10 protein-coding genes and 1 riboswitch are annotated in these 13,493 nt (G+C 74.1%); of the genes, 5 read left to right on the top strand and 5 right to left on the bottom strand.

Going from position 1 to position 13,493, the window contains the following annotated elements:
• Positions 1-27: 27 nt before the first annotated feature.
• On the top strand, positions 28-558 hold the full coding sequence (locus tag ACFCX4_RS14105) for an HAD domain-containing protein (protein ID WP_376141952.1): 531 nt from the start codon (positions 28-30) through the stop codon (positions 556-558).
• Here the strand turns inward: ACFCX4_RS14105 and ACFCX4_RS14100 are convergent.
• The gene (locus ACFCX4_RS14100; RefSeq protein WP_376141949.1) at positions 536-1,324 is read right to left on the bottom strand and encodes a CPBP family intramembrane glutamic endopeptidase; all 789 of its coding nucleotides are present in this window, start codon (positions 1,322-1,324) and stop codon (positions 536-538) included. The two genes, ACFCX4_RS14105 and ACFCX4_RS14100, sit on opposite strands and share 23 nt — an antisense overlap.
• A 144-nt stretch (positions 1,325-1,468) precedes the next feature.
• Complete coding sequence (locus tag ACFCX4_RS14095; protein WP_376141946.1) at positions 1,469-2,974, bottom strand: glutamate--cysteine ligase; 1,506 nt, start codon at positions 2,972-2,974, stop codon at positions 1,469-1,471.
• Between the two features lie 369 nt (positions 2,975-3,343).
• On the opposite strand from ACFCX4_RS14095, the gene ACFCX4_RS14090 reads away from it, so the two are divergent.
• Both ACFCX4_RS14090 and ACFCX4_RS14085 read left to right on the top strand, forming a co-directional pair.
• The gene (locus ACFCX4_RS14090; protein ID WP_376141944.1) at positions 3,344-3,961 is read left to right on the top strand and encodes a hypothetical protein; all 618 of its coding nucleotides are present in this window, start codon (positions 3,344-3,346) and stop codon (positions 3,959-3,961) included.
• Positions 3,962-4,309: 348 nt separating this feature from the next.
• Positions 4,310-4,501 carry a DUF5999 family protein gene (locus tag ACFCX4_RS14085; RefSeq protein WP_376141942.1) on the top strand — a complete coding sequence of 64 codons (192 nt, stop codon included), beginning with the start codon at positions 4,310-4,312 and terminating at the stop codon, positions 4,499-4,501.
• Between the two features lie 118 nt (positions 4,502-4,619).
• On the opposite strand, the gene gcvP is transcribed toward ACFCX4_RS14085, so the two are convergent.
• Entirely contained in the window at positions 4,620-7,520 is a 2,901-nt protein-coding gene (gcvP, locus tag ACFCX4_RS14080) for an aminomethyl-transferring glycine dehydrogenase (RefSeq protein ID WP_376141940.1), read from the bottom strand.
• Positions 7,521-7,760: 240 nt separating this feature from the next.
• Positions 7,761-7,864, bottom strand: a riboswitch (glycine riboswitch).
• A gap of 235 nt (positions 7,865-8,099) precedes the next feature.
• On the opposite strand from gcvP, the gene ACFCX4_RS14075 reads away from it, so the two are divergent.
• Both ACFCX4_RS14075 and ACFCX4_RS14070 read left to right on the top strand, forming a co-directional pair.
• Positions 8,100-9,428, top strand: a complete 1,329-nt coding sequence (locus ACFCX4_RS14075; protein ID WP_376141937.1) for a DUF2382 domain-containing protein — start codon at positions 8,100-8,102, stop codon at positions 9,426-9,428.
• A gap of 141 nt (positions 9,429-9,569) precedes the next feature.
• Positions 9,570-11,060, top strand: coding sequence for an MFS transporter (locus ACFCX4_RS14070; protein WP_376141935.1), 1,491 nt, complete (start codon positions 9,570-9,572; stop codon positions 11,058-11,060).
• A gap of 160 nt (positions 11,061-11,220) precedes the next feature.
• Here the strand turns inward: ACFCX4_RS14070 and ACFCX4_RS14065 are convergent, their stop codons facing one another.
• Both ACFCX4_RS14065 and ACFCX4_RS14060 read right to left on the bottom strand, forming a co-directional pair.
• The gene (locus ACFCX4_RS14065) at positions 11,221-12,642 is read right to left on the bottom strand and encodes a DNA polymerase IV (protein WP_376141933.1); all 1,422 of its coding nucleotides are present in this window, start codon (positions 12,640-12,642) and stop codon (positions 11,221-11,223) included.
• A 52-nt stretch (positions 12,643-12,694) separates the two neighbouring features.
• Complete coding sequence (locus ACFCX4_RS14060; RefSeq protein WP_376141931.1) at positions 12,695-13,429, bottom strand: vancomycin high temperature exclusion protein; 735 nt, start codon at positions 13,427-13,429, stop codon at positions 12,695-12,697.
• Positions 13,430-13,493: the final 64 nt, after the last annotated feature.

Below are 13,493 nucleotides of genomic sequence, written 5' to 3'. Positions count from 1 at the left end.
CGACGGACGAGACCCGAGGGGCCCCCGATGCCGAAGCCACTGCTGTTCCTGGACGTCGACGGCGTGCTCAACCCGGTCCGCCCAGGGCCCGGCGCGGGCTTCGACGTCCACACCCCGCTCGGCTACACCGTGCTGCTCTCCGCCCGGCACGGCAGCTGGCTCCGGGAGCTGGCCGGAACGTACGACCTCGTCTGGGCCACCACCTGGGAGGAGCACGCCAACGTCCACATCGCCCCGGCGATCGGCCTGCCCGAACTGCCCTTCGTCCGCTTCACCGGCTACGTGCCCCAGCCCGGCGACCCCCGCGTGCCCCTGATGGAGCTGTTCTCCTCCCGCAAGTGGGCACCCCTGCTGCGGTACGCGGCCGGCCGGCCGTTCGCCTGGGTCGACGACGTCATCCCGCCCCGGCTGGTGCGGCACGCGCTCCTGCGCCGCGACCGCCTGCTGCTGCCGATCGACCCGGGCGAGGGCCTCGAACGGCACCACGTGGACCGGCTGCTCTCCCGCCCGCCGCGCCCCGGGGCGCTGCCCCCGCTCAACCGGTGGGCAGCCAGCTGACGTGCCCGGCGAGCAGCGCGTACCCGACGAACGCCACCGTGTCGATCAGCGCGTGCGCCACCACCAGCGGCATCACCCGTCCCCACCGCCGGTGGAGCAGGCAGAACACGGCGCCCATCACCATGTTGCCGACCAGCCCGCCGATCCCCTGGTACAGGTGGTACGAGCCGCGCAGCAGCGAGCTCGTCACCAGCGCCGCCGGCCACGACCACCCCAGCTGCCCCAGCCGGCGCAGCAGGTAGCCGAGGACGACGACCTCCTCCAGGATCGCGTTCTGCCAGGCCGACATCAGCAGCACCGGGATCCGCCACCAGACGTCGGGCAGCCCGGACGGCGCGACCGTCAGGTTGTACCCGGCGGCCTGCGAGGCCAGGTAGAGCACCAGCCCCGAGCCGCCGATCGCCGCCGCGACGGCCGCGCCGCGGCCGAGGTCGCGCGCCTTCTGCCCGAGGTCGAAGCCGAGCACCCGCAGCGCCGTGCCCTCGCGCACCAGCAGGTAGCCGACCAGCACGACCGGCATCAGTCCGCGGCCGACGTAGTAGAGCTGCCACACCAGGTCGAGCCACGGCCGCCCGGGGGCGCGCGAGCCGTTCAGGGTGGCCACCTGCCGCCCGAGCTCGACCGTCTCGGTGAGCGAGCCGGCGAAGCTGATCAGCGCGCTGACGCCGCTGGCGCCGAGCGAGAGGCCGAGGACGATCAGCAGCTCCGCGCCGAGCAGCCGGCGGGTCGGCTTCGCGGTCTCCGGTACGGTCGGGACGGTCGTCACGGGGTGCTCCAGCACGGACGGCGGCGGGCGGACGGCGCTCCGGCCGACGGCCGAGGGCGGGCCCCGCCCGGCAGGGCCGTCTGCGGACCGGAGCGATCATCCTTCCACAGCACCCCCGCGGGCCCGGGCCCGCCGGGGCGGTCGCTACCCCACCGGCCAGGTGTGCACCGGCTCGCCGCCGCGCGAGTGCTCCATGTAGCGCCGGGTCATCGCCGCGAGCGCGGCCGGCCGCTCCAGCCCGTACTGCTCGCGCAGCCGGTGGAAGGTCGCGCTCTGCCAGGACGCCCCGTTGGTCCGCCGCAGGCAGCGCTGCTCGATGATGCCGAGGTAGCGGTCCCGGTCGGCCGGCTCCACGCCCCACGCGTCCAGGCCCTGGTGGGCCATCGGCAGCAGCTCGTTGAGCACCAGGTCGACGGCGGACACCGTGGTCAGCCCGCCGGCCCGCCCGGCCCGGCCCGGCCGCGGCCACTGGAAGACGGCGTCCACGCCGTACCGGGCCGCCTGCCGGAAGTTCTCGTCGGCCCGCTCGAACGGCAGCCTGGTCCAGATCGGCCGGGCCTGTTCGGCCAGCACCCGCACCACCCCGTAGTAGAACGCCGCGTTGGCGAGCGTGTCGGCGACGGTCGGCCCGGCCGGCAGCGCCCGGTTCTCCACCCGCAGGTGCGGCACCCCTCCGCTGACGTCGTACACCGGACGGTTCCAGCGGTAGATGGTGCCGTTGTGCAGCCGCATCTCGGCGAGCCGCGGCACGCCGCCGGAGGCCAGTACCTTGGCCGGGTCCTCGTCGTCGCAGATCGGCAGCAGGGCAGGGAAGTACCGCAGGTTCTCCTCGAACAGGTCGTAGGCGGAGTCCACCCAGCGCTCGCCGAACCAGGTGATCGGACGCACGCCCTGGGCCTTGAGCTCCGCCGAACGGGTGTCGCAGGCCTGCTGGAAGAGCACCGGCCGGGTCTCCCGCCACAGCTCCCGGCCGAAGAGGAAGGGCGAGTTGGCGCCGAGCGCGAGCTGCGGACCGCAGATCGCCTGGGCGGCGTTCCACACCGAGGAGAACCGTTCCGGCGTCACCTGGAGGTGCAGCTGCAGCGAGGTCGCGGCGGCCTCGGCGACCATCGTGATCGACTCCAGTTGCAGGTGCTCCACGCCCTCGATGTCCAGGGTGATGTCCTCCCCCCGGGCGGCCAGGATCTGGTCGCTGAGCAGGCTGTACCGCTGGTTGTGGGACATCGCGTCGAGCCCGGTGTGGTCGGGTTCGAGGGTCGGCAGGATCCCGACCATCACGATCCGCGCGCCCGCCTCCCCGGCCCGCCGGTCGGCGTAGCGCAGACCGGTGTCGATCTCCTCGCGGAGGTCCTCGAAGACGTGCCCGCAGAGCCGGTGCGGGGCGATGTTGACCTCGATGTTGAAACGGCCGAGCTCGGTCTGGAAGTCGGAGGAGCCGATCGCGGTGAGCACCTGGGCGTTGTTCAGCATCGGCAGGCCCTGCTCGTCGGCCAGGTTGAGCTCGATCTCCAGACCCATCACGCCCTTCGGGCGGTCGAAGCGGTCCTCGCGCAGCATCCGGCCGAGCGCGTCCTGACAGGACCGGAGCTTGCGCCGGTACATCTGCCGGTCCGACAGGTCAGCCCGGGTCGCCACGACCTTCTCGCCCATGGATCTCCTCCTCCTGAGCCGGCCGGCCCCCGACCGTGCAAGCATCATGCCCACCCGGAAGATCGATACCCGAACGCTTCGATTGGCTTGCAATGCAAGGAAACTGATGCCGTTTCAGCGCATCTGCCGACTTGCCCGGCGCCACCGCCTGTGATAAACAGGTCACCCTGCGCACCTGTTCGAGTAGAATTCGCACTGCGCCACGGCCCGGCCCGCCCCTCCGCGAGATCCCCGGTGGGAACGGCCGCGCCGGCACCGCGATCCTGCCCAACCGGACAAGGCCCAGGTCCCGTCACCGCCGACGCGCCAGCAAGCCATGCCGGTATGCCGCACTCGCACGCCGATCTCGCACGGAGAGGCGACCTTGCCATGACTCTGCAGACCCCACAGCCCCCACCCAGTGCCCTGCGCGCGGTCCTCGCAGCACTCGACTCGGAGACCGCGCTGCGCCAACCGGCCGCCGCCGCGCTGCGTCACCCGAGCGGGCCGCTCCTCCCCGCGCACCCGCTCGCCGTCCACGTCCTGGAAGGGCCGCGGGCCGAACTCGCCGCGGCCCGGCGGACCGGATGGCGCTTCCTCGTCAAGGACGGCGCCGAGGTCGCCGCCGCCGCCGAGGTGGTGCAGAGCGCCGAGGGCCACACCTTCTCGCACTTCACCGCCGGTCCCTACCTGGACTCGACGCTGCGGGCACTGCGCGAGGCCTGGCAGCTCGCACAGTCCGCCCGGTCCCGCTGCCAGCCGCGGCTGCTGACCTTCCCCGGTCAGTACGCGACGGCCCTGTGGCTGCACAGCCCGGACGGCGGGCCCGGCACCGATCTGCTGATCCCGCTGGCCCCGGCCCCGATGGGCGTCACCGCGCACCGCGCCCACCCGGCGTCCGAACTGCTGCCGGTCCTGGCCCGCGCCCCGATCGCCCGGTCCCCGATCGCGCGCCCCCTGCTGCTCGGCACGCCGGACCCGGCCCGGCTCGCCTCCGGGGCGCTCTGATCCGCCCACCCCGCCGCTCCCGACCGGTCACCCCCCGGACGGGTCATCCGGCATGGCCCGTCCGGGCCGTGCGACGGATGGCCCGTCCGGTGCCGTTTCCGGCCCCCGGCCACCTGAACGGGTGATCTCTGCCCGGGGGTTGTGGCGCATGTCACGAAATCGCTGCGCGCGCGTCCACGGATGCCGACACTGGGAACCAGCGTGGAAGGACCTCCTGTCCTACCCACTTGAGTGCCGGTCCACACCTGGCCCGGTGCCGGACAGAATCCGACCACCGCGGCGGCGCGCGCCGGCCACCGGCCGCTCCGCACCACGGGGAGGATCGCAGAGCGAAGCGAGGGTACGCGTATGTGCCAGCACCGTCCTGAGTGCCCGTCGGCCGGGTCCGAGGACCGCGAGGCCGCCGTCCCGGTGGCCTGCCACCCGGAGCAGGGCTGGAGCCTGCTCTGCAACGGCGTCCTGCTGTTCGAGGACACCGGCGAACTGCTGCCCGACGGCCGGGTCATCGCCCCGCGCCGGCCGGCCGCGAGCGCGGTCTGAGGCGCCGGACAGCCACGGGGGAGACGCCGACGGGAGAAGCGCGACGGGCAGGGCCCCGGCGGACGCGTCCGCCGGGGCCCTGTCGTGTGCCGTGCGCCCGGTGGGCGCACCGCGTCGGTCAGACGCCGTACTCGTCCAGCGGCGGGCAGGAGCAGACCAGGTTGCGGTCGCCGTACGCGCCGTCGATCCGGCTGACCGGCGGCCAGTACTTGTCCGCCGGGTTCACACCGGCCGGGAACACGGCCTCCTGCCGGGTGTAGCCGTGCGTCCAGTCGCCGGCCAGCGTGGCCGCGGTGTGCGGGGCGTTGCGCAGCGGGTTGTCGTCGGCGGCCCACTCGCCCGAGCCGACCTTCTCGATCTCGGCGCGGATCTCGATCATCGCGTCGCAGAACCGGTCGATCTCGTGCAGGTCCTCGGACTCGGTCGGCTCGATCATCAGCGTGCCGGCCACCGGGAACGACATGGTCGGCGCGTGGAAGCCGTAGTCGATCAGGCGCTTGGCGATGTCGTCGACCGTGACGCCGGTCTCCTTGGTGAGCGGACGCAGGTCGATGATGCACTCGTGCGCCACCAGGCCGCCGGGGCCGGTGTAGAGCACCGGGAAGTGCGGGGACAGCCGCTTGGCGATGTAGTTGGCGCTCAGCACCGCGACCTGGGTCGCGCGCTTGAGGCCCTCGCCGCCCATCAGCCGGACGTACGACCAGGAGATCGGCAGGATGCCCGCGGAGCCCCACGGCGCGGCCGAGATCGGGCCGACGCCGGTGGCCGGGCCGGCCTCCGACTGCAGCGGGTGGTTCGGCAGGTACGGCGCGAGGTGCGCGCGCACCGCGACCGGGCCGACGCCCGGGCCGCCGCCGCCGTGCGGGATGCAGAAGGTCTTGTGCAGGTTCAGGTGCGAGACGTCCGCGCCGAACTTGCCCGGCTTGGCCAGGCCGACCAGGGCGTTCAGGTTGGCACCGTCGACGTACACCTGGCCGCCGGCCTCGTGCACCAGGCCGCAGATCTCGGTGATCTGGGTCTCGTACACGCCGTGGGTGGACGGGTAGGTGACCATCAGCACGGAGAGGCTGTCACGGTGCTGCTCGATCTTGGCCTTGAGGTCGTCGACGTCGACGTCGCCGTCGACCAGGGTCTTGACCACGACCACGCGCATGCCGGCCATCACCGCGGAGGCGGCGTTGGTCCCGTGCGCGGAGGACGGGATGAGGCAGACGTCGCGCCGGGTGTCGCCGTTGGCGTGGTGGTAGGCCCGGACGGCGAGCAGGCCGGCCAGCTCGCCCTGGGAGCCGGCGTTCGGCTGGATGGACACGGCGTCGTAACCGGTCACCTCGACCAGTTGCTGCTCCAGCCCGCGGATCAGGGTGAGGAAGCCCTCGGCCTGGTCGACCGGGGCGAAGGGGTGCAGCTGGCCGAACTCCGGCCAGGTCACCGACTCCATCTCGGTGGTGGCGTTGAGCTTCATGGTGCAGGAGCCCAGCGGGATCATGCCGCGGTCCAGCGCGTAGTCCCGGTCCGACAGGCGGCGCAGGTAGCGCAGCATGGCGGTCTCCGAGCGGTGGCTGTGGAAGACCGGGTGCGTCAGGTACTCGTCCTCGCGCAGCAGCGCGGCGGGCAGCGCGTCGGCGTCCTCCGCCGTCGCGGCGCCCTCGACGCCGAACGCGGCCCAGACGCCCGCCAGGTGCTCGCGGGTGGTGGTCTCGTCGGTGGAGACCGAGATCCGGTCCTCGCCGTCCTGGAAGACGTTGATGCCGTTGGCGCGGGCGGCGGCGGCGATGCCGGCCGCGCGGCCCGGGACGACCGCGGTGACGGTGTCGAAGAACTCGCCGTGCAGCAGCTCCACGCCGCCGGCCCGCAGGCCCTCGGCGAGGGCGGCGGCGTAGCGGTGGGTGCGGCGGGCGATGTCGGCCAGTCCGTCCGGACCGTGGTAGACGGCGTACATCGAGGCCATCACGGCGAGCAGCACCTGGGCGGTGCAGATGTTGCTGGTCGCCTTCTCGCGGCGGATGTGCTGCTCGCGGGTCTGCAGCGCCAGGCGGTAGGCGCGGTTGCCGTCGGCGTCGACCGAGACGCCGACCAGACGGCCGGGGAGCGAGCGGGCGTACTCGGCGCGCACCGCGAGGTAGCCGGCGTGCGGGCCGCCGAAGCCCATCGGCACGCCGAAGCGCTGCGAGGTGCCGCAGGCGATGTCGGCGCCGAGCTCGCCCGGGGACTTCAGCAGGGTGAGCGCGAGCAGGTCGGCGGCGACGGCGACGATCGCGCCCAGGCCGTGGGCCTGCTCGATCACCGGGGCGAGGTCGCGGACCGCACCGGTGGCGCCCGGGTACTGGAGCAGCAGGCCGAAGACGCCGCGCTCGGCGATGTCGGCCGGGATGCCGTCGGACAGGTCCGCGACGACGACCTCGACACCGGTCGGCACGGCGCGGGTGTTGATCACCGCGACGGTCTGCGGCAGGGTGTCGGCGTCGACCAGGAACACGCCGCCCTTGACCTTGGTGACCCGGCGGGCCAGGGCCATCGCCTCGGCGGCCGCGGTGCCCTCGTCCAGCAGGGAGGAGCCGGAGGTGGGCAGGCCGGTCAGGTCGGAGACCACGGTCTGGAAGTTGAGCAGCGCCTCCAGGCGGCCCTGCGAGATCTCCGGCTGGTACGGGGTGTACGCGGTGTACCAGGCCGGGTTCTCCATGACGTTGCGCAGGATCACCGGCGGGGTGAAGGTGCCGTAGTAGCCCAGGCCGATCATCGACGTGAGCACGGAGTTACGGCCGGCCAGCTCGCGCAGCTCGGCGAGGACCTCGGCCTCGCTGCGGCCGGCGGGCAGGTCGAGCGCCGTGATCGAGCGGATCGCCTCGGGAACGGCGGTGGTGGCCAGCTCGTCCAGCGAGCCGTAACCGACCTGGGCCAGCATCTTCTCCTGCGCGGCGGCGTCGGGGCCGATGTGGCGGTTCTCGAAGGGGCTGGCCTGTTCGAGCTCGGTGAGGGTCGCGGGGGTGGTGGGGCGTCCCGAGTTCGGCTGGGCGTTCATGGTGGTCGAGGCCTCCTGGTCACGGACCGGCGGGGGTGCGCACGCCGGGCTGCCTCGCCGCTGCGGACAACAGCGGAGGACCCGGTCGGACGAACCCGACAGGCCTCCCCCTCTGTCATCGGGACCTGAGAGCTTCGCCCGCACGGGGCGCCGTGGGACGCCCCGCCGGCTTGCACCGTCGGTGAGGGTGGGGTCCGCCGGCTCCCTCGCCCGCGATCCTGCCCTGCTTTCCAGAGTGACCTATCCCGCACGGTACGGATGCCTGAGAGATTCCGGGGAGGAGTTGCTCCTTCGGCGCCCCGACCAGCGGTTTCCGCTGTCGGGGACTCTCCCGAGCGGGCTCGGCGGTCGCGCCCAGGGTACCAGCGGGAGGCCCCGCGATCACGGGTGCGTCAGGTCACTCGACGGCTTCGCCCATGACGGCGGCCCCGACCCGGACGGCCCAGCCCCGGGCCCGTCCGGCCGCACCCCGGTCGCGCGGGCCGGGTTGATGGCTTTTGGTGTGAAAAGGCGGACGCGACGGGCGGGCCGGCCACCGTCCTGCGGGAGTCCCGCACGATCACCGCACTGGAGGAAAGAGTGCAGACCGACATCGATCCCCGGGACCTCATCGGCCACAAGGCGGTCGACCGCAACGGGGACAAGATCGGCACCATCGACGAGGTGTACCTGGACGACGCCACCGGCCGGCCCGAGTGGGCCGCCGTCCGGACCGGCATCTTCGGCCGGGACGCCTTCGTGCCCCTGACCACGAGCGAGTTCTCCGGCGACGAGCTGCGGGTCCCCTACGACAAGTCCCTGGTGAAGGAGTCGCCGGACTTCGGGGTCGGCCAGCACCTGTCGCCCGCCCAGGAGCTCCAGCTCTACCGCTACTACGGGCTGGACACCCCGGCGGACGGCCGCCCCGCGACGGGCGAGGGGTCCGGCCCGGAGCCCGCCGACCTGGACTTCGGCACCACCGCGGGCCGGGGCGGCGCCGCGGTGGCCGGCACTGCGGCGGGCGCGGCGGCGGGCGCCGCCGTCCACAACGGGCCGACGCCCTCCGGCGGCGCGGCCCCGTCCAACGGCACGGCCCCGGCCGCCGGGACCAACGGCACCGGCGCGGCCCGCCCGGCCCGACAGCTCACCTTCCACCACTCCCCCGCCCCCAGCCCGGCCGCCGACCTCGGCAAGCCGTCCGACCCCGCCCCGGAGGCCCACGTGCGGACCGTCGCCACCCCCGCGTCCACCACCGCGGCACCCGGTGCCCCGGAGCCGGGCACCGAGCCGCGGCCGCAGAGCCAGGCCCCGCAGACCGCCGGCCCGGAGCCGGTGACCGGCGCGGCCGGCGCCCCGGCCCACCTCGCCGCGGCGGGGCCCGCCCGGCCGGAGGCGGCGCGCACCGAGGCCGCCGGGCCGGCGGCGTCCTCCCCCACCGGCCCGCTGGAGGTCACCTGCCGCGAGGAGCGTCTGGACATCACCACCGAGTGGCAGGTCATCGGCACCGCCCGGCTGCGCACCTACGTGACGAGCGAGCCGGTGGAGCGCCGGGTGCCGGTGGTCCACGAGCGGGTCCGGGTCGAGCGGATCCCGGTCGGCGAGGCCGAGCGCGCCGGGCTCAGCGAGAAGGAGATCGCCGAGTCGGTGGAGGAGGTCACGCTGCGCGAGGAGCGTCCGGTGGTCCGCAAGTACCTGGCGCCGATCGAGCGGGTCCGTCTGGTGGTCGAGCGCTACACCACCGAGGAGGTGGTCCGGGAGGAGCTGCGGCGCGAGCACGTCGAGGTCCACGACAACACCCCGGCGGCGGCCTCGACCCCGCCGCCGCCCCGCCCGGTCGCCGGCCCCGCCGGATCGCCGCCGCCCCCCACCGCCGCCCCGCCGGCCGCCGACGACACGGCCCGCCCGGCCACGGTCAGGCCGCTCGCCTGACCCCCGTCGCGCTGGACCCCGGCCGTACCCGGCCGGGGTCCTTTCTCTTTGCCAAGGCTTAACCAATGAATATTTGACACACTGAAGTATCCCCCTGCATGGTTACTTCAGTTCATTCACTATGTACGGGAGGAAGCAACCGTGAGTGAGGCACCACAGCCCACCACCGCGGCCGAGAAGCAGAGCAGCGCCCGGGTCCTGCCGGCCCTCATCCTGGCGATGCTGTCGTTCAGCGTGGTGCAGACCGCGGTCGTCCCGATCCTGCCCTCGCTCGCCAGGGAACTCGGCGTCTCCGGCTCCAGCATCACCTGGCTGATGACGGCCAACCTGCTGTCCGCCGCCGTGCTGACCCCCCTGCTGGGCCGCTTCGGAGACCTCCGCGGCCGCAAGCCGATGCTGCTGATCTCGCTCGGCGGCCTGGTCGCCGGCTCCGCGCTCGCGGTCTCCACCCACTCCTTCACCTGGCTGGTCGTCGCCCGCGTCCTCCAGGGCGCCGGCGGCGGCGTCCTGCCGCTGGCCATCAGCATCGTCCGCGACGAGCTGCCCCGGCAGAAGGTCACCGGCGGCGTCGCCGCCATCAGCGCCTCGATGGGTGTCGGCAGCGGCCTCGGCCTGGTCGCCACGGGTCTGCTCCTGGAGCACTGGAGCTACAAGTCGATCTTCTGGATGGGCCTGGCTTTCGGTCTGCTCGCGGTCGCCCTGGTCGCCTTCCGGGTGCCCACCGACCCGGTCACCGACAAGGACGGCGGCGCCGACCCGCTGGGCGCGCTCACCCTGGCCGGCTGGCTCTCCGCCCTGCTGGTCGCGGTCAGTCAGGGCAACACCTGGGGCTGGACCTCCACCCGGACGCTCGGCCTCTTCGCCGTCGCCGCCGTGGTCGCCCTGGTCTGGGGCGTCATCGAGGTCAGGGTCGCGCACCCGCTGGTCGACATGAAGATGATGTCGCGCCCGGCCGTCGCCTTCACCAACCTGGCCGGCCTGCTGATCGGCTTCGGCATGTACGGCTCGTTCATGGTCATCAGCAACTTCGCCCAGACCCCGGAGAAGCTCGCCCACTACGGCTTCACCGCCACCGTGCTGCACGCCGGTGTGATGCTGCTGCCCTCCGCCCTCGGCTCGATGGTCGCCGCCCCGCTCGGCGCGCTGCTGATCGCCCGCCGCGGCCCGCGCCTTCCGCTGGTCCTCGGCGGGGTCCTCGGTGCCGTCGCGATGGCCTACCTCGCGCTGCGGCACAGCCACGAGGGGGACATCTACCTCTCCTCGGCGATCTTCGGCCTCGGCATCGGCCTCGCCTTCTCGGCGATGCCGGCCTACATCAACGGCGCCGTCCCGGTCGAGCAGAGCGGCATCGCCAACGGCATGAACGCCGTGCTGCGCACCGTCGGCGGCGCGATCGGCACCGCCGTGATGGCCGCCATCCTGACCGGTGACACCATGAAGCTGCCGATCCCGGTCTCGCTGCCCACCCTGGACGCCTACCGGCACGCGTTCTGGACCGCCGCCGTGGTCTGCGTCCTCGCCGGCGCCGTTCCCTTCCTCATCCGCACCGTCAAGCCGGCCACCACCGTGACCACCGGCGACCGGACCGCGGCCCCGATCCCCGGCCGTGAGCCGGTGAGGACCGACGCCTGACGAGGCGTCCGCCCCCGCGCCCAGGGACAGGGAGCGGGGACCGGACCCGGACGGTCGCCGAGGGCATCGCGACCGTCCGAGGCCCGGAACCGTACGCGGCCCCACCCGGCTCCCCCGCCGGGTGGGGCCGCTTCGCGTCCCGGCCCCTCCCGGCCGCCGCTCAGCCCTCCCCCGGGCCCGGCCCCTCCGGCGTCTCCTCCGTCCCCGGCCACCCCTCGCGCAGCGGCAGCGGCCGGGCCGGCACCAGGTCCGGATCCTCCACCCCGAAGGTCCGCACCCGCCCCGGCCCGCTCCACGGCGTCTCGAACCGCACCGTCACCCGCCCCACCCCGCTGCCCTGCACCCACCCCGGCCCGAGCTCCGCGTGCCGGACGTCCTGCCCCGGGAACCAGCGCCGCGCCACCTCGGTCTCCTCCCCGGCCGCCTCCGGCTCCTCCTCGACGGCCGCCCCGGCCCCGGCCGCCAGGGCCTCCGCCTCCTCCCGGACGGCCTGCGCGAACAGGTCCTCCTGGGTGTAGTCGGCCAGCTGCGCCACCCCGACGCCCAGCAGCCGCACCCCGCCCGTGATGTCCACCTGCGAGGCCAGCCTCCGGGCCGTCCCGACGATCACCGACTCGTCGTCCGTCGGGCCGCGCAGCGTCTCCGAACGGGTCAGCGTCGAGAAGTCGAAGCGCCGCACCTTCAGCACCACCGTCCGCCCCGAACGCCCCGCACCGCGCAGCCGCCGCACGCAGCGCAGCGCCAGGACCTCCACCTCGCGCAGCACCCGGTCCCGGTCGGCCAGGTCCACCTCGAAGGTGTCCTCCACCGAGACCGACTTGGCGTCCTGGTCGGCCACCACCGGCCGGTCGTCGAGACCTGTGGACATGGCGTGGACGCCCGCCCCGTGCGCCCTCCCCAGCAACTGCACGAGCTCCGCCTCCCCCGCCTCGGCCAGCTCCGCCACCGTCTGCAGCCCCGCCCGGCGCAGCACCTGCTCGGTGGCCGGGCCGATCCCCGGCAGCGCCCGCACCGGCATCGGCCCGAGCACCGCCCGCTCCTGCCCCGGCTCGATCAGCACCAGCCCGTCCGGCTTGGCCTGCTCGGAGGCGATCTTGGCCATCAGCTTCGACCCCGCGGCCCCGACCGAGGCGGTCAGCCCGGTCCGCCGCTCGATGTCCGCCCGGAGGTCCTCCGCCAGGGCCAGCACCAACGCCTCGCCCGTACCGTGGTCCGCCCCGGTCAGCGCCGGGCCGTACGGGCCCGCCTCCAGATCGACGAAGGCCTCGTCCAGGCTCAGCGGCTGCACCAGCGGCGACAGCTCCCGCAGCAGCCCCATCACCAGCTCGCTCACCTGCCGGTACGCCTCGAAGCGGCCCGCCAGGAAGGCCGCGTTGGGACAGAGCCGGCGCGCCTGCGCCATCGGCATCGCCGAGTGCACCCCGAACCGCCGCGCCTCGTACGACGCCGTCGAGACCACTCCCCGCCCGCCCAGACCGCCGACGATCACCGGCTTGCCGCGCAGACTCGGCTTGGCCGCCTGCTCCACCGCCGCGAAGAAGGCGTCCATGTCGAGGTGGATGATGCTCGGCAGTGACCGCACCCGCCGATCATGCCGCACGGGTCCGACAACGCGTCCGAACCCGGCCCGCGCCTCAGCGTGCCGACTGCTCCCGGCCCGCGTCCGCCAGCGCCCGCGGAATCCCCTGCTCGTCCGGGCCGAGGAACAGCGGATCCGGCCGAAGCCAGGCGTTCAGCGCCGCCTTCCCCGCCCCCGGGATCTCCCGGAACCCGCCGTACAGCCAGGTGGCGTCCCGCGCCTCCGGCACGCCCACCGCGTACGACTCGATGCCAGCCGCCTCGCAGAGCGCCAGCGCCCGCCGGACGTGGAAGTCCTGGCTCACCAGCACCGCCCGGTCCACCCCGAAGATCCGGTGCGCCCGGGTGCAGGAGTCCCAGGTGTCGAAGCCCGCGTAGTCGCCGACCACCCGCACCTCCGGCACCCCGAGCCCGATCAGGTAGCCGCGCATCGCGTCGGTCTCGTCGTAGCTCGCCCGGCTGTTGTCGCCGGTCACCAGGATCGCCCGGACCTTCCCCGCCCCGTACAGCTCGGCCGCCGCGTCCAGCCGGTGCGCCAGGTACGGCGACGGCCGCCCGTCGAACAGCCCGGCGCCGAACACCACCGCCACCGGGGCCGGCGGCGCGCTCGCCACCGTCCCCACCCGGTCCCCGGCCGCGAGCCACAGCCAGGCGCTCGGCGCGAGCGCCAGCGAGCAGCCGACCGTCACCAGCTGGAACAGCCGCCGCTGCACCGGGCGCCGGCCCAGCCGCCGGCCCAGTCCCCGCGCCCTGCGCGCCACCAGGCCTGGAATCCCCGAACCGAACCCCACGTGGCCCTCCCTCGTCCCGGCTCACCGGGCACGACGACGCCGTGGGCCCGGACGGTTCCCCGTC

The organism is Kitasatospora sp. NPDC056327, assembly GCF_042261735.1.
Classification (GTDB): Bacteria; Actinomycetota; Actinomycetes; order Streptomycetales; family Streptomycetaceae; genus Kitasatospora.
Note: the sequence above shows the minus strand (reverse complement) of the source record. Positions and strands in the feature narration are given on the sequence as shown.

Bases quoted from the DNA above. Each gene is read 5' to 3' on its own strand.
- ACFCX4_RS14105 (WP_376141952.1), top strand. From the start codon at position 28: ATGCCGAAGCCACTGCTGTTCCTGGACGTCGACGGCGTGCTCAACCCG.
- ACFCX4_RS14095 (WP_376141946.1), bottom strand. From the start codon at position 2,974: ATGGGCGAGAAGGTCGTGGCGACCCGGGCTGACCTGTCGGACCGGCAG.
- ACFCX4_RS14090 (WP_376141944.1), top strand. From the start codon at position 3,344: ATGACTCTGCAGACCCCACAGCCCCCACCCAGTGCCCTGCGCGCGGTC.
- ACFCX4_RS14085 (WP_376141942.1), top strand. From the start codon at position 4,310: ATGTGCCAGCACCGTCCTGAGTGCCCGTCGGCCGGGTCCGAGGACCGC.
- gcvP (WP_376141940.1), bottom strand. From the start codon at position 7,520: ATGAACGCCCAGCCGAACTCGGGACGCCCCACCACCCCCGCGACCCTC.